General features: G+C 64.4%; 18 protein-coding genes. 15 read left to right on the top strand and 3 right to left on the bottom strand.

Annotated elements, in window-relative coordinates; translation table 11 throughout:
• Position 1 precedes the first annotated feature (1 nt).
• From EN853_RS04705 to EN853_RS04735, 7 genes are all read left to right on the top strand, one after another.
• Positions 2 to 1,375 carry a pyruvate dehydrogenase complex dihydrolipoamide acetyltransferase gene (locus EN853_RS04705; RefSeq protein ID WP_127858169.1) on the top strand — a complete coding sequence of 458 codons (1,374 nt, stop codon included), beginning with the start codon at positions 2 to 4 and terminating at the stop codon, positions 1,373 to 1,375.
• Between the two features lie 14 nt (positions 1,376 to 1,389).
• Positions 1,390 to 1,815, top strand: a complete 426-nt coding sequence (locus EN853_RS04710) for a hypothetical protein (protein ID WP_127858168.1) — start codon at positions 1,390 to 1,392, stop codon at positions 1,813 to 1,815.
• Positions 1,812 to 2,450 (top strand): SGNH/GDSL hydrolase family protein, encoded by a 639-nt coding sequence (locus EN853_RS04715; protein ID WP_127858167.1) that lies wholly within the window; start codon positions 1,812 to 1,814, stop codon positions 2,448 to 2,450. The genes EN853_RS04710 and EN853_RS04715 overlap by 4 nt, the downstream gene beginning before the upstream one ends.
• Before the next feature lie 27 nt (positions 2,451 to 2,477).
• Positions 2,478 to 3,923 carry a dihydrolipoyl dehydrogenase gene (gene lpdA, locus EN853_RS04720; RefSeq protein WP_127858166.1) on the top strand — a complete coding sequence of 482 codons (1,446 nt, stop codon included), beginning with the start codon at positions 2,478 to 2,480 and terminating at the stop codon, positions 3,921 to 3,923.
• A gap of 117 nt (positions 3,924 to 4,040) precedes the next feature.
• A complete protein-coding gene (locus EN853_RS04725; protein WP_127300202.1) occupies positions 4,041 to 4,298 on the top strand; it encodes a GlsB/YeaQ/YmgE family stress response membrane protein in 258 nt (85 codons plus the stop codon).
• 130 nt (positions 4,299 to 4,428) lie between these two features.
• Positions 4,429 to 5,394: a lipoyl synthase gene (lipA, locus tag EN853_RS04730; protein ID WP_127858296.1), complete on the top strand. Its 966-nt coding sequence runs from the start codon at positions 4,429 to 4,431 to the stop codon at positions 5,392 to 5,394.
• 8 nt (positions 5,395 to 5,402) lie between these two features.
• Positions 5,403 to 5,858 (top strand): type II toxin-antitoxin system RatA family toxin, encoded by a 456-nt coding sequence (locus tag EN853_RS04735; protein WP_127858165.1) that lies wholly within the window; start codon positions 5,403 to 5,405, stop codon positions 5,856 to 5,858.
• A gap of 12 nt (positions 5,859 to 5,870) precedes the next feature.
• Here the strand turns inward: EN853_RS04735 and EN853_RS04740 are convergent, their stop codons facing one another.
• Together EN853_RS04740 and EN853_RS04745 are read right to left on the bottom strand one after the other, a co-directional pair.
• Positions 5,871 to 6,353, bottom strand: coding sequence for a CinA family protein (locus EN853_RS04740; RefSeq protein WP_127858164.1), 483 nt, complete (start codon positions 6,351 to 6,353; stop codon positions 5,871 to 5,873).
• On the bottom strand, positions 6,350 to 7,579 hold the full coding sequence (locus EN853_RS04745) for a bifunctional 2-C-methyl-D-erythritol 4-phosphate cytidylyltransferase/2-C-methyl-D-erythritol 2,4-cyclodiphosphate synthase (RefSeq protein ID WP_127858163.1): 1,230 nt from the start codon (positions 7,577 to 7,579) through the stop codon (positions 6,350 to 6,352). Before EN853_RS04745 ends, EN853_RS04740 begins: the two co-directional genes overlap by 4 nt.
• A gap of 139 nt (positions 7,580 to 7,718) precedes the next feature.
• Between EN853_RS04745 and dusB the strand changes: the two genes are divergently transcribed.
• From dusB to hflX, 8 genes are all read left to right on the top strand, one after another.
• On the top strand, positions 7,719 to 8,741 hold the full coding sequence (gene dusB / locus EN853_RS04750) for a tRNA dihydrouridine synthase DusB (RefSeq protein ID WP_127858162.1): 1,023 nt from the start codon (positions 7,719 to 7,721) through the stop codon (positions 8,739 to 8,741).
• On the top strand, positions 8,738 to 9,880 hold the full coding sequence (locus EN853_RS04755) for a nitrogen regulation protein NR(II) (RefSeq protein ID WP_127858161.1): 1,143 nt from the start codon (positions 8,738 to 8,740) through the stop codon (positions 9,878 to 9,880). Before dusB ends, EN853_RS04755 begins: the two co-directional genes overlap by 4 nt.
• Positions 9,877 to 11,337, top strand: a complete 1,461-nt coding sequence (ntrC, locus tag EN853_RS04760; protein WP_127858160.1) for a nitrogen regulation protein NR(I) — start codon at positions 9,877 to 9,879, stop codon at positions 11,335 to 11,337. Before EN853_RS04755 ends, ntrC begins: the two co-directional genes overlap by 4 nt.
• A gap of 117 nt (positions 11,338 to 11,454) precedes the next feature.
• Complete coding sequence (locus EN853_RS04765; protein ID WP_127858159.1) at positions 11,455 to 13,746, top strand: PAS domain-containing sensor histidine kinase; 2,292 nt, start codon at positions 11,455 to 11,457, stop codon at positions 13,744 to 13,746.
• On the top strand, positions 13,736 to 15,097 hold the full coding sequence (locus EN853_RS04770; RefSeq protein ID WP_127858158.1) for a sigma-54 dependent transcriptional regulator: 1,362 nt from the start codon (positions 13,736 to 13,738) through the stop codon (positions 15,095 to 15,097). Before EN853_RS04765 ends, EN853_RS04770 begins: the two co-directional genes overlap by 11 nt.
• 138 nt (positions 15,098 to 15,235) lie before the next feature.
• The gene (locus EN853_RS04775) at positions 15,236 to 16,099 is read left to right on the top strand and encodes a D-amino-acid transaminase (protein ID WP_127858157.1); all 864 of its coding nucleotides are present in this window, start codon (positions 15,236 to 15,238) and stop codon (positions 16,097 to 16,099) included.
• 143 nt (positions 16,100 to 16,242) lie between these two features.
• A complete protein-coding gene (gene hfq, locus EN853_RS04780; protein ID WP_006202172.1) occupies positions 16,243 to 16,488 on the top strand; it encodes an RNA chaperone Hfq in 246 nt (81 codons plus the stop codon).
• The gene (hflX, locus tag EN853_RS04785; protein WP_127858156.1) at positions 16,489 to 17,874 is read left to right on the top strand and encodes a GTPase HflX; all 1,386 of its coding nucleotides are present in this window, start codon (positions 16,489 to 16,491) and stop codon (positions 17,872 to 17,874) included.
• Between the two features lie 8 nt (positions 17,875 to 17,882).
• On the opposite strand, the gene mazG is transcribed toward hflX, so the two are convergent.
• Positions 17,883 to 18,707, bottom strand: a complete 825-nt coding sequence (gene mazG / locus EN853_RS04790; protein ID WP_127858155.1) for a nucleoside triphosphate pyrophosphohydrolase — start codon at positions 18,705 to 18,707, stop codon at positions 17,883 to 17,885.
• Between the last annotated feature and the right edge of the window lie 48 nt (positions 18,708 to 18,755).

Here is an 18,755-nt window from a genome sequence, read left to right on the forward strand (position 1 = left end):
GATGCCAATCAATATCACCATGCCGGCCCTCTCGCCCACAATGGAAGAGGGCAATCTCGCCAAGTGGCTGGTCAAGGAAGGCGACAAGGTTTCCCCCGGCGATGTGATCGCCGAGATCGAGACCGACAAGGCGACGATGGAAGTCGAGGCCGTCGACGAAGGCACGGTTGCCAAGCTCGTCGTTCCGGCCGGCACCGAAGGCGTGAAGGTCAACGCCGTGATCGCCATCCTGGCCGGTGAAGGCGAGGATGCCAGTGCCGCTGCAAAAGCCGACGGCGGCGCCGCGCCCAAGGCGGAAGCTCCGAAAGCGGACGCTCCGAAGGCCGAAGCGCCCAAGGAAGCACCCAAGCCGGCCGCGGCAGCCGCAGCACCTGCACCGGCGAAGGCCGAGCCAACTCCGGTCCCCAATGGCCACGCCGGCGGTGAGCGCGTGTTCGCCTCGCCGCTCGCCCGCCGCATCGCCAAGGATGCCGGCGTTGACGTGGCGGCGCTGACCGGCACCGGCCCGCATGGCCGCGTGGTGAAGGTTGACGTCGAGGCGGCGATTGCCTCCGGCGGCGCCAAGGCCGCACCCGCCGCCAAGGCGCCCGCGGGCGCGCCGTCGGCTGCTCCGGCGCCGAAGCCGATGTCGGACGACCAGGTGCTGAAGCTGTTCGCCGAGGGCTCCTACGAGCTCGTCCCGCACGACAATATGCGCAAGACCATCGCGCGCCGCCTGGTCGAGGCCAAGAGCACCATTCCGCATTTCTACCTGACGCTCGACTGCGAGCTCGACGCGCTCTTGGCGCTGCGCACGCAGCTCAACGCGGCGGCGCCGATGAAGAAAACCGAGAAGGGCGAGGTTCCCGCCTACAAGCTGTCGGTCAACGACATGGTGATCAAGGCAATGGCGATGGCGCTGATGGCGGTGCCGGACGCCAACGCCTCCTGGACCGACAACGCCATGGTCAAGCACAAGCATGCCGATGTCGGCGTCGCCGTGTCGATCCCCGGCGGCCTGATCACGCCGATCATCCGCCATGCCGACGAAAAGACGCTATCGGTCATCTCCAACGAGATGAAGGACCTGGCAAGCCGCGCCCGCAGCCGCAAGCTGAAGCCCGAGGAATACCAGGGCGGCACGACGGCGGTGTCCAATCTCGGCATGTTCGGCGTCAAGGATTTCGCCGCCGTCATCAACCCGCCGCACGCCACCATTCTTGCGGTCGGCGCGGGTGAGGAGCGCGCGGTGGTCAAGAAAGGCGAGATCAAGATCGCCACCGTGATGTCGGTGACGCTGTCCACCGATCACCGTGCCGTCGACGGCGCGCTTGGGGCGGAGCTGCTCGGCGCCTTCAAGCGCATGATCGAGAACCCGATGGGCATGCTGGTCTAGGAAGGAAGAAGGCGGTGCGGAAATTCTTCACCAGCCTTTTCGCCTTCATCCTCTCCGGCCTGGCCGGCGCGCTGATTGTTCAAGAGCTGGCCGTGCTTACCGGCGCGACCGAGGAGTACATGCTGGTCTTCGCAGCGGCGGTGATGATCCTCATCGTCGTCACGATCGCCTTCTTCCTGGTCCAGTTCCGGGCCGAGCCTATCCGGGCGGTCGACCGGGTGTTGTGGTGGCTGCTTGCGATCTTCGGGATCGTTCTAATCGCGCTCGCCGACTGGACGTTTTCGGTGCCGGCCGAGAACCGGGCGACCGCGAGTGACCTTTCGATCGTTGCCGGGCTGATCCTGCCCGGCGCCGTGGCGATCATCGTGCAATGGCTGTTCGTGCGCTGGCGGCTCAAACGCTCGGTCACAACGTTCGGCAGAGGTGGGGCAGGCGCATGAAGACAATTCTCTGCTATGGCGATTCACTGACCTGGGGCTATGACGCCGCCAGTCTCGGCCGCCATCCGCTTGAGGACCGCTGGCCAAGCGTGCTCAAGGCGGCGCTGGGCGACGGCATCGAGGTTATCGCCGAGGGGCTGAACGGCCGCACCACCGCCTTTGACGATCACCTTGCCGGAGCCGACCGCAACGGCGCGCGAACGCTGCCGACGATCCTGACGACCCATGCACCGCTCGACCTGATCATCTTCATGCTCGGCGCCAACGACATGAAGCCGTGGATCCATGGCAATCCGGTCGCAGCCAAGCAGGGCGTGCAGCGCCTGATCGATATCGTGCGCGGCCACGACTATCCGTTCGACTGGCCGGCGCCGCAGATCCTCATCGTCGCGCCGCCTGCGGTGACGCGGACCGACAATGCCGAATTCAAGGAGATGTTCGCCGGCGGCGACGACGCCTCGAAGCGGCTGGCGCCGCAATATACCGCGCTTGCCGACGAGGCCGGCTGCGGCTTCTTCGACGCCGGCACCGTGGCGACGACCACGCCACTCGACGGCGTCCATCTCGATGCGGCAAACACGCGGCGGATCGGCCAGGCGCTGGCTCCGCTCGTGCGTGTGATGCTCTCACTCTAACCCTCAGAAAGATCAGGGAGAAAACCCGTGGCTGAGAATTACGACGTCATCATCATCGGCTCAGGTCCCGGCGGCTATGTCACCGCGGTGCGTTCCGCTCAGCTCGGCTTCAAGACGGCGATCGTCGAGCGCGAGCATCTCGGCGGCATCTGCCTGAACTGGGGCTGCATCCCGACTAAGGCGTTGCTGCGCTCGGCCGAGATCATGCACTATTCGGATCACCTCAAGGATTACGGCCTGAAGCTCGACGGCAAGGTCAGCGCCGACACCGCGGCCGTCGTCGACCGCTCGCGAAAAGTATCGCTGCGGCTGAACGGCGGCGTCGCCTTCCTGATGAAGAAGAACAAGGTCGACGTCATCTGGGGTGAGGCGAAACTCACCAAGCCCGGCGAGATCGTCGTCTCCAAGACCGCCAAGAAGGCGATGGAGCCGCAGCCGCCGGTGCCGAAAGGCGTCAAGGGCGAGGGCACCTACACGGCCAAGCACATCATTCTTGCGACCGGCGCGCGCCCGCGCGCGCTGCCCGGCATCGAGCCGGATGGCAAGCTTATCTGGACCTATTTCGAAGCGATGGTGCCGAAGGAGATGCCGAAGTCGCTGCTGGTGATGGGCTCTGGCGCCATCGGCATCGAGTTCGCGTCCTTCTATCGCACCATGGGCGCCGACGTGACCGTGGTCGAACTCCTGCCTGCGGTGATGCCTGTCGAGGACGCCGAGGTCTCGAAGTTCGCCCAAAAACAGTTCGAGAAGCAGGGGATGAAGATCCACCTCGAAGCCAAGGTGACGAAGGTCGAGAAGGGGGCCAACTCGGTCACCGCGCATGTCGAGATGAAGGACGGCAAGATCGAGAAGATCACCGCCGACCGCATGATCTCGGCCGTCGGCGTGCAGGGCAACATCGAAAACCTCGGCCTCGAGGCGCTCGGCGTGAAGACGGATCGCGGCTGCGTCGTCGTCGACGGCTACGGCAAGACCAATGTGCCAGGCATCTATGCCATCGGCGACGTGGCCGGACCGCCGATGCTCGCCCACAAGGCCGAGCATGAGGGGGTGGTCTGCATCGAGAAGATCGCCAATTTCCCCGGCGTGCATGCCACCGACAAGCTGAAGATCCCGGGCTGCACCTATTGCAATCCGCAGGTCGCCTCGGTCGGGCTGACGGAGGCCAAAGCCAAGGCCGAAGGCAAGGACATCCGCGTCGGCCGCTTCCAGTTCGGCGCAAACGGCAAGGCAATCGCGCTCGGCGAGGACCAGGGCTTCGTCAAGACCATCTTCGACAAGAAGACCGGCCAGCTTCTCGGCGCGCATATGGTGGGCGCCGAGGTGACAGAGCTGATCCAGGGCTTCGTCGTGGCGATGAACCTGGAGACCACCGAGGAAGAGCTGATGCACACCATCTTCCCGCATCCGACGCTGTCGGAGATGATGAAGGAGAGCGTGCTCGACGCCTATGGCCGCGCTTTGAACGCATGATAAATCGCCAATCGGTGATAGATTGGCCGCGCCAGACTCAGACGCGACGGCCGAGGGACTCTGGCAAGGCAGTTCGTATCCGGATGCATTTTCACCTGACCGAGGAGGAGTTGGCATATGGACGTGAATGGCGTGGGCTGGATCGCAGCCATTATCATCGGCGGCTTGGCCGGATGGCTCGCCGAGATGGTCATGAAGAGCAACACCGGCATCTTCATGAACATCATTCTGGGCATTGCCGGCGCGGTGGTGCTGAACGCAATCCTGAGAGCGCTCAACATCGAGGCCTTCGGCGTCGGCTGGTTCGCCTATCTGATCACCGGCTTCATCGGCGCCTGCCTGCTGATCTTCGCGGGTCGGCTGGTACGCCGCTGAGCCCCAGCGAACGCCGCTATGCGAAAATGGCTGCGGCGGCATGCGCCGGCGCTGCCTTTTTCTTTGCTCCGAAAAGTCTTAGATGACGCAGACAGGCGGCCGCGATGCCAGCGGCCGCGAAGGGTTTGATATGGTCACTGTTCTCGACACGATCGCCAACGCACCGCGTCCGCGGCATCCCGAAAAGGCGCACAGGCCGGACCAGGAAGTGTTGCGCAAGCCGGACTGGATCCGCGTCAAGGCGCCGGTTTCGAAGGGCTATGCCGAGACGCGCGAGATCGTGAAGTCGAACAAGCTGGTGACGGTGTGCGAGGAGGCCGGCTGCCCGAACATCGGCGAATGCTGGGACAAGAAGCACGCCACCTTCATGATCATGGGCGAGATCTGCACGCGCGCCTGCGCCTTCTGCAATGTGGCCACCGGTATCCCGACCGCGCTCGACCCGGATGAACCGGCGCGCGTCGCGCATGCCGTCAAGCAGATGGGCCTCAGCCACGTCGTCATCACCTCGGTCGACCGCGACGATCTTGACGATGGCGGCGCGCAGCATTTCGCCGACGTCATCCATGCCATCCGTGCGGCGACGCCGTCGACAACGATTGAGATCCTGACGCCAGACTTCCTGCGCAAGGACGGCGCGCTTGAGATTGTTGTTGCGGCCAAGCCGGACGTCTTCAACCACAATCTCGAGACCGTGCCGTCGAACTACCTGACGGTCCGGCCAGGCGCCCGCTATTTCCATTCGATCCGTCTGCTGCAGCGCGTGAAAGAACTCGATCCGTCGATCTTCACCAAGTCCGGCATCATGGTCGGCCTCGGCGAGGAGCGGAACGAGGTGCTGCAACTGATGGACGACCTGCGGTCGGCCAATGTCGACTTCATGACCATCGGCCAGTATCTGCAGCCTTCGAAGAAGCACCATCCAGTTATCCGCTTCATCACGCCGGACGAGTTCAAGTCCTACGAGACGATCGGCAAGACCAAGGGCTTCCTTTTGATGGCGTCGAGCCCGCTGACGCGCTCCTCGCACCATGCCGGCGAGGATTTCGCCAGGCTGCGCGAGGCACGCCAGGCGCAGCTCGAGAAAGCCAGCTGACCGTCTAAATGCCGAAGTTCGAAGCCACCCGCCGCGTCGCCCACACGCCGCAAGAGATGTTTTCGCTGGTGGCGGACATCGAGGCCTATCCGCAATTCCTGCCGCTCTGCGAGGCGCTGACGGTGCGCTCGCGCAAGGAACGCGATGGTCGCACCATCCTCGTCGCCGACATGAGCATCGGCTACAAGGCGATCCGCGAGACTTTCACCACGCAGGTGCTCCTGAAGCCCGACGAGAACGCCATCGACGTCAAATACATCGACGGCCCGTTCAAATATCTGAGCAATATCTGGCGTTTCGATCCGGCCGACAACGGCTGCGAGGTGCACTTCTTCATCGACTACGAATTCAAGAGCCGCATCCTTGGCGCCCTCATGGGCGCGATGTTCGATCGTGCCTTCCGCATGTTCTCCGAAGCCTTCGAGAAGCGCGCCGATGTCATCTACGGCGCAAAGCCAGCCTGAGCCGGCGAATGCCTAGGCCAGCGCGCGCAACCCCAGCTGCAATGCGTGCCGCACTGTCCCGTGACGGATGAATTCGCGGCCCTTGTGGCCAAACAACTGGCGCTCGGCGACGACCGGTTGCCCGGTAAGCGCTACCCCGAACCAGACGAGGCCGACCGGCTTTTCCGCCGAACCGCCGGTCGGGCCGGCGATGCCGGTGACGGCAAGGGAAAGGCTCGCTCGCGAATGCGCAAGCGCGCCATCCGCCATCTCGAGCACTGTTTCGCGCGAGACGGCGCCATGCGCGTCGAGCGTCGCGGCGGAGACGCCGAGCATCTCCATCTTGGCTTCGTTGGAGTAGGTGATGAAGCCGCGATCGACCACGGCGGAAGACCCGGCGATGTCGGTCAGCGCCGCGATGATCAGACCGCCGGTGCAGCTTTCGGCGGTAGCCAGCATGATGCCGCGCTGCTCACAGGCCTGGAGCAGGGCGATGGCGAGTTCTGCGTTGCTCATGCCGGCACATCTCCCGGATAGACGACGCTGGCCGTGGCGATCGCCGCTATGCCTTCGCCGCGCCCGACAAAGCCGAGCTTCTCGTTCGTCGTCGCTTTGATCGAAATGCGCTCCGGCGCAATGCCGAGCATGGAGCTCAGCGCCGCCGTCATCGCCGCGCGGTGCGGCCCGACGCGCGGCGCCTCGCAGATCAGCGTGACGTCGGCATTGGCGATGCGCCCGCCGCGCTTACGCACCAGTTTCGCGGCATGCTCGACGAAGATCTTCGAGGCAGCGCCTTTCCATTGCGGGTCCGACGGCGGGAAATGCGTGCCGATGTCGCCGGCGCCGCAGGTGGCGAGCAGCGCATCGGTGAGCGCATGCAAACCGACATCGGCGTCGGAATGGCCGGAGAGTTTTTGGGTGTACGGAATGGTGACGCCGCACAGCGTGACGTGGTCGCCGGGCTCGAAAGCATGAACATCGTAGCCGTTACCGGTGCGGATGTCCGGAAAGCGCGGCGGCGCGCTGGAAAGCCGCTGGTCGGCCATCGCAATATCCCTTGCCCAGGTGAGTTTGACGTTGTCCGGCGAGCCGGCGACGATCTTGACCGGAATATGCGCCCATTCGGCGATGGCCGCGTCGTCGGTGAACTCGGCCTTGCCCAGGTGATGCGCTTTCTCATGCGCGGCGAGCAGCGGCCAGAACGGGAAGCCCTGCGGTGTCTGGGCCGCATGAAGGCCGGCCCGCGACACCGTCTCCTCGATCATGCCCGTTGCCGATTCCCGTTTGAGCGTGTCAGCCACGGGCAGTGCAGGCAGCGCCCCCTGGTGCTCGCCGATGGCTTCGATGGTGCGGTCGATAAGGCCGGCATCGACGAACGGACGCACCGCGTCGTGCACCAGCACTTTTGCCGGTGCCTGCTCCCTGAGCGCCAACAATCCGAGCCGGACGGAGGCCTGGCGGGACGGGCCGCCGGTGACTGCGACCACGCGCCCGGCATCGGCTCCGGCTGCGCGCTCGAAAAGCTCCCGGTCGTCGGCATGGATCGCCACGACCACCGGCCCGACACCGGGATGCGACAGGAACCTCTCCAGCGTGTGCGCGATGACGGCGCGGCCGCCGATGCGCTGATACTGCTTCGGGCCGTCGGCCTGCCCGGCGCGCGCGCCGCGGCCGGCGGCGACGATGACCACCCCGACCTTGCCGTCCGCGTTCGAGCCCTGATTTGCGCTTGCGTCAGTCATGGCGAGAGGCTTAGTCGCGGCTCGAAGGGAAGACCAGCATTTTCCAAAATGCGCCTTAATGTGACGTCATTGCGCGTTGCACAATGGCTTGTATCTGGCTACAGAATGTGCAGCAATCGAACATGCTTGGTTTTTGTGCATGCATGAATTGACCACATTGGCTTCGCCGCTCGATGTCGGCGGCGTAAGGATTCGCAACCGCGTGTTCCTTGCGCCGATGTCGGGCATCACCGACGAGCCATTCCGCCAGCGCACCCATGCGCATGGCGCCGGGCTCGTCGTGTCGGAGATGGTGGCAAGCGGCGAACTGGCCAAGGGCAGGGCTGGGTGCGACCTGCGCATCCGTCACTCCGGCCTGCCGGTCCATATGGTACAGCTTGCCGGCCGCGAGGCCGCGCACATGGCCGAAGGCGCGAGAATCGCAGCGGGCGAGGGCGCAGACATCATCGACATCAACATGGGCTGCCCGGCCAAGAAGGTAACGGGCGGCTATGCCGGCTCGGCGCTGATGCGCGATCTCGACCACGCGCTGTCCCTGATCGAAGCGGTGGTCGGCGCCGTTTCGGTGCCGGTGACGGTCAAGATGCGGCTCGGCTGGGATGAAAGCGCGCTGAACGCCCCGATGCTGGCACGCCGCGCCGAGCAGGCCGGCGTACGCATGGTGACGGTGCATGGCCGCACGCGCTGCCAGTTCTATCAGGGCAAGGCCGACTGGCGCGCGATCGCGCGCGTCAAGCAGGCGGTTTCGATTCCGGTGGTTGCCAATGGCGATGTCGGTTCACTCGCGGAGGCGGCAACGATCCTCGAACAGTCCGGCGCCGACGCGGTGATGATCGGCCGCGCCCATTACGGCGCGCCGTGGATCGCAGGCAGCATCGCAGCGGGCGCCGCTGGCATGTCTGCGCCGGGCATCCCCGAAAGGCCGCAAGCGCTCGCGGACTACGTCGTTTCCCATTACGAGGACATGCTCTCGCTCTACGGCATCGAAAGCGGTCTGCGCCAGGCGCGCAAACATCTCGGCTGGTATCTGGACCGGCACGCGGCCGGGGCGTCGGCGGAGCAGCGCAAGCATATCCTCACCTCGTTCGAGCCGGCTGAAGTCATCACCGGGCTGCGCCACGCGTTCGCCGAAGGCGCGCCTGAATTGCGGAGCGCGGCATGAAGGGCTCTGTCTCACAGGTGACCGACATGGCGGATGCCGCCAACATCGTGTTGAACACCATCCGCCGCCCGGTGATCATGGTCGATCCCGAAGGATTCATCACCTTCGCCAATGCGGATGCCGAGGATTTCTTCCGCTCCAGCGCGACCATGCTTGCCCGCAACACGCTGTCCAAGCTGGTGCCGTTCGGCAGCCCGCTGCTGACGCTGGTGGATCAGGTCCGCGAGCGCCGCGCGCCGGTCAACGAGTACCGCGTCGATGTCTCGTCGCCGCGCCTCGGCATCGAGAAGATGGTTGACCTCTATGTCGCGCCGGTGCCCGAGTTTCCGGGCTCGGTCGTGGTGATGTTCCAGGAACGGTCGATGGCCGACAAGATCGACCGCCAGATGACGCATCGCGGTGCCGCGCGCTCGGTCACGGGCCTCGCCGCCATGCTGGCGCACGAGATCAAGAACCCGCTCTCCGGTATCCGCGGCGCCGCCCAGTTGCTGGAGCTTTCGGCATCCGACGAGGACCGCGCGCTCACCCGGTTGATCACCGACGAAACCGACCGGATCGTGTCGCTGGTCGACCGCATGGAGGTATTTTCCGACGAACGGCCGATCGAGCGCTTTCCCGTCAACATCCATGTCGTGCTCGACCATGTGAAGGCGATCGCCAAGAACGGTTTTGCCAAGCGGATCAAGATTTTGGAGGAATATGATCCATCGCTTCCTCCGGTCTTTGCCAACCGCGACCAGCTCATCCAGGTGTTCCTCAATCTGGTGAAGAACGCTGCCGAGGCGATCGGCGCCGACCCGCAGGGCGAGATCGTGCTGTCGACGGCATTCCGGCCGGGCATCCGCGTTTCCGTGCCCGGGACGCAGGACCGTGTCTCGCTGCCGCTGGAATTCTGCGTGCACGACAACGGCCCCGGCGTGTCCGAGGACATCCTGCCGATCCTGTTCGATCCGTTCATCACCACCAAGCCGAACGGCTCGGGCCTTGGGCTGGCGCTGGTCGCGAAGATCGTCGGTGAGCACGGCGGCATCATCGAATGCGATTCGACGTCGCGCGGAACCACGTTCCGCGTCCTGATGCCGGCCTGGAAGGAGACTTCGCCCGGCGCCGGCGACGAAACTGAAGGAGACCGCAAATGACCGTTCGCGGCAATATTCTCGTCGCCGACGACGATGCGGCCATACGCACCGTGCTCAACCAGGCGCTGTCGCGCGTGGGGCACGAGGTTCGCGTGACTTCGAATGCCTCAACTCTGTGGCGCTGGGTAGCGGCGGGCGAAGGCGATCTCGTCATCACCGACGTGGTGATGCCGGACGAAAACGCTTTCGACATGCTGCCGCGCATCAAGAAGGCGCGGCCGGAACTGCCGGTCATCGTCATGAGCGCGCAGAACACCTTCATGACCGCTATCCGCGCCTCTGAGACCGGCGCCTATGAATATCTGCCGAAGCCCTTCGACCTCACCGAGCTGCTCAACATCGTCAACCGGGCGCTGTCGGAGCCGAAGCGGCCGAAGCTCGATTCGCGCGCCGATGAGCAGCCGGAAACAATGCCCTTGGTCGGCCGTTCGGCCGCCATGCAGGACATCTACCGCATGCTGGCCCGCATGATGCAGACCGACTTGACGGTGATGATCAGCGGCGAGTCCGGCACCGGCAAGGAACTGGTGGCGCGCGCACTGCATGAATATGGCCGCCGCCGCGGCGGGCCCTTCGTGGCGATCAACATGGCGGCGATCCCGCGCGACCTCATCGAATCGGAGCTGTTCGGCCATGAGAAGGGCGCCTTCACCGGCGCCCAGAACCGCTCGACCGGCCGCTTCGAGCAGGCGGAAGGCGGCACGCTGTTCCTCGACGAGATCGGCGACATGCCGATGGAGGCGCAGACGCGCCTGCTGCGCGTGCTGCAGCAGGGCGAATACACGACAGTCGGCGGCCGCACCCCGATCAAGACCGACGTGCGCATCGTCGCGGCCACCAACAAAGACTTGCGGACCCTGATCAACCAGGGCCTTTTCCGCGAAGACCTGTTCTACCGCCTGAACGTCGTGCCGCTGAGGCTGCCGGCGCTGCGCGAGCGCTCCGAGGACGTTCCGGACCTGGTCAGGCACTTCTTCAAGCAGGGCGCCAGCGAGGGCCTGCAGACCAAGCGCATTTCGGCGGGTGGCATCGAGCTGATGAAGCGCTACCCCTGGCCCGGCAATGTGCGCGAGCTGGAAAACCTGGTGCGCAGGCTGGCCGCGCTTTATTCGCAGGACGAGATTTCAGCCGAGATCATCGAGACCGAGCTCAAGACCGGCGAAAGGCCTGTGGTGCCGGGCGTCGGGCCGCTCATCCCCGACGATCTGTCGATCAGCCAGGCGGTCGAACATTTCCTGCAGCGCTATTTTGCTTCTTTCGCTGGCGAATTACCGCCGTCGGGGCTCTATCAGCGCATCCTTGCCGAGGTCGAGTATCCGCTGGTGCTGGCCTCGATGACGGCGACGCGCGGCAACCAGATCAAGGCGGCCGAGCTGCTCGGCCTTAACCGAAACACGCTGCGCAAGAAGATCCGCGAGCTCGGCGTCAACGTCTACAAGTCCGCCAGGCAGATCTAGCGCGCCTTGTTTTTCGGGAATGAGCCGGGGAAAGATTTCCGTCCCGGCCACACTTGTTGCATAATCGCCACAATGCGTTGCATACATCCGACGCAATGACCGACTCTAGACGGCGCTATGGCTGCTGAGGCTCCAACATTGAACCAACCGCTTTTCAGCCGGGTCGGCGTTCACGACGGCCGCCGGCTGCTGGCGCTGCCCGGCGTGGTCGCGATCGTTGGCGCTATGATCACGGCGGCGATCTCGTTTGCCATTCTGGTCGGCGCGACGCCGATTGCGCCCAATGCAAACACGACCTGGGCGCTGATCGCGCTCAACGCCGTCTTCGTCCTGTTCCTGATCGCGCTGGTCGCTCGCGAGGTGCGTCGCATCGTCATGGCGCGACGGCACGGCAGGGCTGCCTCGCGGCTGCACGTGCGCATCGTCGCCATGTTCGCGCTTGTCGCAGCCATTCCGGCGATCATGGTGGCGATCATCGCCTCGATCACTCTCGATATCGGCCTCGACCGCTGGTTCGAGATCCGCACTAAGACCATCGTCAATTCGTCGCTGTCGATCGCCGACGCCTATGTCCAGGAAAACGCGCGCAACCTGCAGGGCACGACCTTGTCGATGGCCTATGACCTCGACGCCTCGCGCACGCTCTATGGCCTCGACCGCACCGGCTTCCTCGATCTCATGAACAAGGAAGCGGTTGGCCGTGGTCTGGCGCACGCGGCGCTGATCAAGCCCGACGGCTCCTTCGTGATGAGCGCCAAGACCGACGCCGATTTCGCCATGCCCGGGCCGCCACCGGGCGCGGTCGACACTGCCGCCGACGGCAAGCCTGTGCTGATCGAGCCGCGCACGCGCAACATCATGGGCGCAATCGTCAAGCTGCGCGAGATCGAGGGGCTTTACCTCTATACGATCCGACTGGTCGACCCCGAGGTGATCAGGGCGCGCCAGATCGTCCGGTCCAACACCGACGAATACCGCAATCTCGAGGACAACCGCCGCACCTCCCAGGTGGCCTTCGCGCTGCCATATCTGTCGCTGACGCTGATCATCATCCTGTCGGCGATCTGGACCGGCATTGCGGTCGCCGACCGTCTGGTGCGGCCGATCCGCCAGCTGATCGGCGCGGCCGACGAGGTGGCGACCGGCAATCTCGACGTAGCCGTCCCCGTGCGCCAGTCCGACGGCGACGTCGCTTCGCTCGGTGAAACCTTCAACAACATGATCCTCGAGCTTAAATCGCAGCGCAACGAGCTGCTGTCCGCCAAGGACCTGATCGACGAGCGGCGGCGCTTCTCCGAGGCGGTGCTGGCGGGCGTCACCGCCGGCGTCATTGGCGTCGATCCTTATGGCATCGTCACCATCGTCAACCGCTCGGCCGAAACGATGCTCGCGATCTCGGCAAGCGCCGCGCTCGGACAGAACCTGTCGGCGATCTTGCCGCATGTCGGCCGCGTGTTCGAGATCGGGCGCCAGTCCGGCAAGCCGGTCTATCGCGAGCAGGTGACTTTCTTCCGCACCGGCATGGAGCGGACCTTCAATGTCCAGATCACCATCGAGGCCGGAGACGACGGCTCGGAAGAGAAATCCTATGTCGTCACCGTCGACGACATCACCGATCTGGTGCAGGCGCAGCGCTCGTCGGCCTGGGCCGATGTGGCACGGCGCATCGCCCACGAGATCAAGAATCCGCTGACGCCGATCCAGCTTTCGGCCGAGCGCATCAAGCGCCGTTACGGCAAGGTCATCACCGAGGACCGCGAGGTCTTCGACCAGTGTACCGACACCATCATCCGCCAGGTCGAGGATATTGGCCGCATGGTCGACGAATTCTCGGCCTTCGCCCGCATGCCGAAGCCGGAGATGAAAGTCATCGATCTGCGCGAATCGCTGCGCGAGGCGTCGTTCCTCGTGGAAGTCAGCCGCTCCGACATTGCTTTCCAGCGCGATTTCGGCAACGAGCCGCTCAAGGGCACGTTCGACAGCCGCCTGATGGCGCAGGCCTTCGGCAACGTCATCAAGAACGCCGCTGAAGCCATCGACGGACTTGATGCGAAAGACCGTTCCGACGGCACAATCCGGATTCAAGCCGGGCGCCAAGATGGCGCCATAAGAATCGACGTTATCGACAACGGCAAAGGGCTGCCGCGCGAGAATCGACAGAGGCTACTCGAGCCCTACATGACGACGCGCGAAAAAGGCACCGGCCTTGGCCTCGCTATCGTCAAGAAGATCGTGGAGGACCATGGCGGCCGGCTCGAATTGCACGACGCGCCGCCGGATTTCCACGGCGGCCGGGGCGCGATGATCTCGATCATCCTGCCGTCGGCGGCGGTCGTTGCCGCGCCGCCACGCGGCGAGGGCCGCGACGAACACGAACGAGAAACTGAAAAGGTCGGTAATGGCGTCTGACATTCTCATCGTCGATGACGAGGAAGACATCCGCGAACTCGTCGCCGGTATCCTGAGCGACGAAGGTCACGAAACCCGCACGGCACACGATGCCGACAGCGCGCTGGCGGCGATCGCCGATCGCGCGCCGCGGCTGATTTTCCTCGATATCTGGCTGCAGGGCTCGCGCCTCGATGGTCTGGCGCTGCTCGACGAGATCAAGACGATGCATCCGAACATGCCGGTGGTGATGATCTCCGGCCACGGCAACATCGAAACGGCGGTGTCGGCCATCCGTCGCGGCGCCTATGATTTCATCGAGAAGCCGTTCAAGGCCGACCGTCTCATCCTGGTCGCCGAACGTGCGCTGGAGACCTCCAAATTGCGGCGCGAGGTCTCCGACCTCAAGCTGCGCAGCGGCGAAACCTTCGACCTGATCGGCATGTCGTCGGCGATGAGCCAGTTGCGGCAGACCATCGAGCGCGTCGCGCCGACCAACAGCCGCGTCATGATCGTCGGCCCTTCCGGCTCGGGCAAGGAACTGACGGCGCGCGCCATCCATGCGCTCTCGGCGCGCAAGACGGGACCGTTCGTGACGCTGAGCGCCGCAACCATCACGCCGGAGCGCATGGAGATCGAGCTGTTCGGCACCGAATCGAACGGCACCGAGCGCAAGGTCGGGGCGCTGGAGGAGGCGCATCGCGGCATCCTCTACATCGATGAAGTGGCCGACATGCCGCGCGAGACGCAGAACAAGATCCTGCGCGTGCTGGTCGAACAGCAGTTCGAGCGGGTAGGGGGCACCAAGCGCGTCAAGGTCGATGTCCGCATCATCTCCTCGACCGCGCAAAACCTGGAGGCGATGATCGCTGACGGCCGCTTCCGCGAGGACCTCTATCATCGCCTGGCGGTGGTTCCGGTCATGGTGCCGGGTCTCGCCGAGCGGCGTGAGGATATTCCTTATCTCGTCGACAATTTCATGAAGCAGATCGCGCGCCAGGCCGGCATCAGGCCGCGCCGCATCGGCGACGACGCTTTGGCCGTGCTGCAGGCGCACAACTGGCCGGGGAACGTTCGTCAGCTCCGCAACAATGTCGAGCGGCTGATGATCCTGGCGCGCGGCGGCGACGCCGACGCGCCGATCACCGCCGACCTCCTGCCTTCCGAGATCGGCGACGTCATGCCCCGCACGCCGAACCAGTCGGACCAGCACATCATGGCGCTGCCGCTGCGCGAGGCGCGCGAGCAGTTCGAGAAGGACTATCTGATCGCACAGATCAACCGCTTCGGCGGCAACATCTCGAAGACGGCCGAGTTCATCGGCATGGAGCGGTCCGCTCTGCACCGCAAGCTGAAGTCGCTGGGCGTGTAAAAGCAATTCCAGGAAAAGTGCGCAGCGGTTTTCCGTCCGGAACTGCGTAAACTCCCAGCGACTATTGGCCCACGCGATTGTCCATTACGGCAGCGGTGGAATCGCCTAAGAAAGCCGGACATTTCCCTGAGGTGTTCCATGCCCCGTATTGCCTATGTCAACGGGCGCTACGTCGCCCACGCTGAAGCCTGCGTCCATATCGAGGATCGCGGCTACCAGTTCGCCGACGGCGTCTATGAAGTCTGCGAGGTGGCGCGCGGCTATATCGTCGACATGCCGCGCCATCTCGCCCGGCTCAAGCGCTCCCTGAAGGAATTGTCGATCGCCTGGCCCGTCACGGAGGGTGTGCTGCCGCTGCTGGTCCGCGAGGTGGTGCGGCGCAATCATGTCGTGAACGGTCTGGTCTATGTCCAGGTGACGCGCGGCGTCGCCAGCCGCGAATTCGTCTTTCCGGTAGACGGCACCCGGTCGTCTTTGGTGATAACCGCCAGGAAGGCAGATCCCGCCGCGGCGGCCAAGCGGGTCGAAACCGGCATCAAGGTGATCACCGTGCCCGAGAATCGCTGGGACCGCGTCGACATCAAGAGCACCGGCCTTTTGCCCAATGTGCTCGCCAAGCAGAAGGCCAAGGAAGCGGGTGCCCAGGAGGCCTGGTTCGTCGACGCGGATGGCACGGTCAAGGAAGGCGGCTCTTCCAACGCATGGATCATCACCGGCGACGGCGTTCTGGTGACGCGGCCGGCCGAGCACGGCATCCTGCGCGGCATCACCCGCACGACGCTGTTCGATGTCGCCGCCAAGCTCGGTTTGAAGATCGAGGAGCGCGGGTTTTCGGTCGCCGAGGCCAAGGCGGCGCGCGAGGCTTTCATCAGTTCGGCGACCACGATCGCCATGCCGGTGGTTGAAATCGACGGTGCGCCGATCGCAAATGGCCACCCTGGTTCTATGACACTTTCGTTGCGGCAGGCCTTTTTTGACATTGCGGAAAAAAGTCCGGCCTGATAACCGCAAAGGTGGAATGAACCTCAACTATCTCGTTCTGCTTGTCGTTTAGGCGGCAAGAGGGGGTTTGCGCGCTTGACAGGTGCCGCGTAATTTGGCGCATTGGCTCGTAGACCGAAGGGGATCGGCGAAAGACAAAAACAATGGCGGAACGATCGCAAAACCTTCAGGACCTGTTCCTGAATTCAGTTCGCAAGAGCAAAAATCCACTCACCATCTTCCTCATCAACGGTGTGAAGCTGACAGGCGTCGTCACTTCGTTCGACAATTTCTGTGTGTTGTTGCGGCGCGACGGGCATTCCCAGCTCGTCTACAAGCACGCCATTTCCACGATCATGCCGAGCCAGCCGGTTCAGATGTTCGATGGCGAGGAAAGCCAGGGCGCCTGATTGGCACGTGAAAAGGACGCGGACCGCAGCGTTCGCGGAAAACAGGGGCATCAACTCGGGCCGGAAGCCAAGGATCCGACCCGGGCGGTTGTCATTGTGCCTGTGCTTACGCGCCAGTCGCGCGACGATGATTCGAGCAGGCCGCGGCTGAGCCGCTCGGCGGATGCCCGCCACGACGAAGCTGTCGGGCTTGCCAGCGCCATCGATCTCAATCCGGTCCACACGGCGGTGGTGACGGTCGCCGATCCGCGCCCGGCAACGCTGCTCGGCAGCGGCAAGGTGGCGGAGTTCGCCGACATCGTGAAGGAGCGCAAGGCGGAGCTGGTCATCGTCGACCATCCGCTGACGCCGGTGCAGCAGCGCAATCTCGAGAAAGAGCTGAACGCCAAGGTGCTCGACCGCACCGGGCTGATTCTGGAAATCTTCGGCGAGCGCGCCAGGACCAAGGAAGGCACCCTCCAGGTCGAGCTGGCGCATCTCAACTACCAGAAGGGCCGCTTGGTGCGGAGCTGGACCCACCTCGAACGGCAGCGCGGCGGCGCCGGGTTCCTCGGCGGCCCCGGCGAAACGCAGATCGAATCGGACCGCCGCATCCTTCAGGACAAGATCACCAAGCTGAAGCATGAGCTGGAAACGGTTCGCCGCACCCGCGACCTGCATCGTGCCAAGCGCAAGAAGGTGCCATTCCCGGTTGTGGCGATCGTTGGCTACACCAATGCCGGAAAGTCGACGCTGTTCAACCGGATGACCGGTGCAGGGGTGCTGGCCGAGGACATGCTGTTTGCCACGCTTGACCCGACATTGCGCCGGGTGCGGCTGCTGCATGGCACACCGATCATCCTGTCGGATACGGTGGGCTTCATCTCCGACCTGCCGACGCATCTGGTCGCGGCGTTCCGTGCGACGCTGGAAGAAGTCGTCGAGGCCGATCTCGTGCTGCATCTGCGAGACATTTCCGATCCCGACACGGCCGCGCAAGCCGAAGATGTCGAGCGCATCCTTGGCGACCTCGGCGTCGATGCCGCCGACACCGGTCGCGTGATCGAGGTGTGGAACAAGATCGATCTGCTCGACGAAGGCAATCGCGAACGTCTGCTTGCCGGGAGCGTCGGCGGCAAGGCGCCGCCAATCGCGATATCGGCGGCGACGGGCGAGGGGATCGACGCGCTGAGGGCGCTCATTGAGACCAGGGTGTCAGGCGAGCTCGAGACCATGACCGTGACGCTAAATCCGGCCCAGCTCGGCCAGGTCGACTGGCTCTACCGCAATGGCGATGTCGTTTCGCGGACCGACAATGAGGACGGCAGCGTCACCCTCTCCCTGACGGCGACACACAGCGCCAGACAGGAGATAGAGAGCAGGCTGAACCGCAGGAACGGCGGATAACCCGTTGCTTATTTTGCGCTTTTTGCCTGCTGCCAAAGCGCTTCCATCTCGTCCAGCGTCGCTTCTTCCAGCGAACTGTCCTTGGCCTCGAGCGCCCGCTCGACATAGTGGAATCGGGAACGGAATTTCTCGTTGGTGCCGCTGAGCGCGGCTTCGGCATCGAGCTTCAAATGGCGGCCAAGATTGACGACGGCAAACAGCAAGTCGCCGAACTCGTCCTTGATCGGTGCCGCGTCGCCTCCTGCGAGCGCCTCGCGCAACTCGCCGATCTCTTCCTCTATCTTGTCGAGGATCGGCGCCGCCTCGCTCCAGTCGAAGCCGACGCGCGCAGCCTTCTCCTGCAGCTTGAGCGCGCGGGTCAGGGCAGGGAGCGCAACCGGCACGCTGTCGAGATAACCCTTGCCGTGATCTTCCGGGTCAAGGCCGCGCGCGATGCGGGCGTTGCGCTTGCCGGCCTTCTCCGCCGCCTTGATCTTCTCCCACATGCCCTTGGCCATGCCGGCGCTGCGCGCCTTCTCGTCGCCGAAGACATGCGGGTGGCGACGGATCATCTTGGTGGTGATGGCCTCGATGACGTCGCCGAACGCGAACTCGCCGGCCTCTTCCGCCATCTGCGCGTGGTAGACGACCTGCAGCAGCAGGTCGCCCAGTTCCTCGCGCAGATCGTCGAGATCACCGCGCGCGATGGCGTCGGCGACCTCGTAAGCTTCCTCGATCGTGTAGGGCGCGATGGTGGAAAAATTTTGCTCGATGTCCCACGGACAGCCGGTCTTCGGCGCCCTGAGCGCCGCCATGATCTCGACCAGCCGGGAAATGTCCTTGGAGGGTTTCATGCGGCGAATCCTAACGCGCAGCTTGGCGAGCGACCAATGCCGCGGGCT

Origin of the sequence: Mesorhizobium sp. M1C.F.Ca.ET.210.01.1.1, assembly GCF_004791585.1 — a bacterium.
Lineage (GTDB): Bacteria > Pseudomonadota > Alphaproteobacteria > Rhizobiales > Rhizobiaceae > Mesorhizobium.

Excerpts from the sequence above, each read along its gene's own strand:
- EN853_RS04745 (WP_127858163.1), bottom strand. The coding sequence starts at position 7,579 with ATGACTGACGCAAGCGCAAATCAGGGCTCGAACGCGGACGGCAAGGTC.
- EN853_RS04775 (WP_127858157.1), top strand. The coding sequence starts at position 15,236 with ATGCCCCGTATTGCCTATGTCAACGGGCGCTACGTCGCCCACGCTGAA.
- dusB (WP_127858162.1), top strand. The coding sequence starts at position 7,719 with ATGCATGAATTGACCACATTGGCTTCGCCGCTCGATGTCGGCGGCGTA.
- hfq (WP_006202172.1), top strand. The coding sequence starts at position 16,243 with ATGGCGGAACGATCGCAAAACCTTCAGGACCTGTTCCTGAATTCAGTT.
- EN853_RS04735 (WP_127858165.1), top strand. The coding sequence starts at position 5,403 with ATGCCGAAGTTCGAAGCCACCCGCCGCGTCGCCCACACGCCGCAAGAG.
- EN853_RS04755 (WP_127858161.1), top strand. The coding sequence starts at position 8,738 with ATGAAGGGCTCTGTCTCACAGGTGACCGACATGGCGGATGCCGCCAAC.
- EN853_RS04725 (WP_127300202.1), top strand. The coding sequence starts at position 4,041 with ATGGACGTGAATGGCGTGGGCTGGATCGCAGCCATTATCATCGGCGGC.
- mazG (WP_127858155.1), bottom strand. The coding sequence starts at position 18,707 with ATGAAACCCTCCAAGGACATTTCCCGGCTGGTCGAGATCATGGCGGCG.
- lipA (WP_127858296.1), top strand. The coding sequence starts at position 4,429 with ATGGTCACTGTTCTCGACACGATCGCCAACGCACCGCGTCCGCGGCAT.
- EN853_RS04705 (WP_127858169.1), top strand. The coding sequence starts at position 2 with ATGCCAATCAATATCACCATGCCGGCCCTCTCGCCCACAATGGAAGAG.
- EN853_RS04770 (WP_127858158.1), top strand. The coding sequence starts at position 13,736 with ATGGCGTCTGACATTCTCATCGTCGATGACGAGGAAGACATCCGCGAA.
- EN853_RS04765 (WP_127858159.1), top strand. The coding sequence starts at position 11,455 with ATGGCTGCTGAGGCTCCAACATTGAACCAACCGCTTTTCAGCCGGGTC.
- EN853_RS04740 (WP_127858164.1), bottom strand. The coding sequence starts at position 6,353 with ATGAGCAACGCAGAACTCGCCATCGCCCTGCTCCAGGCCTGTGAGCAG.
- EN853_RS04715 (WP_127858167.1), top strand. The coding sequence starts at position 1,812 with ATGAAGACAATTCTCTGCTATGGCGATTCACTGACCTGGGGCTATGAC.
- ntrC (WP_127858160.1), top strand. The coding sequence starts at position 9,877 with ATGACCGTTCGCGGCAATATTCTCGTCGCCGACGACGATGCGGCCATA.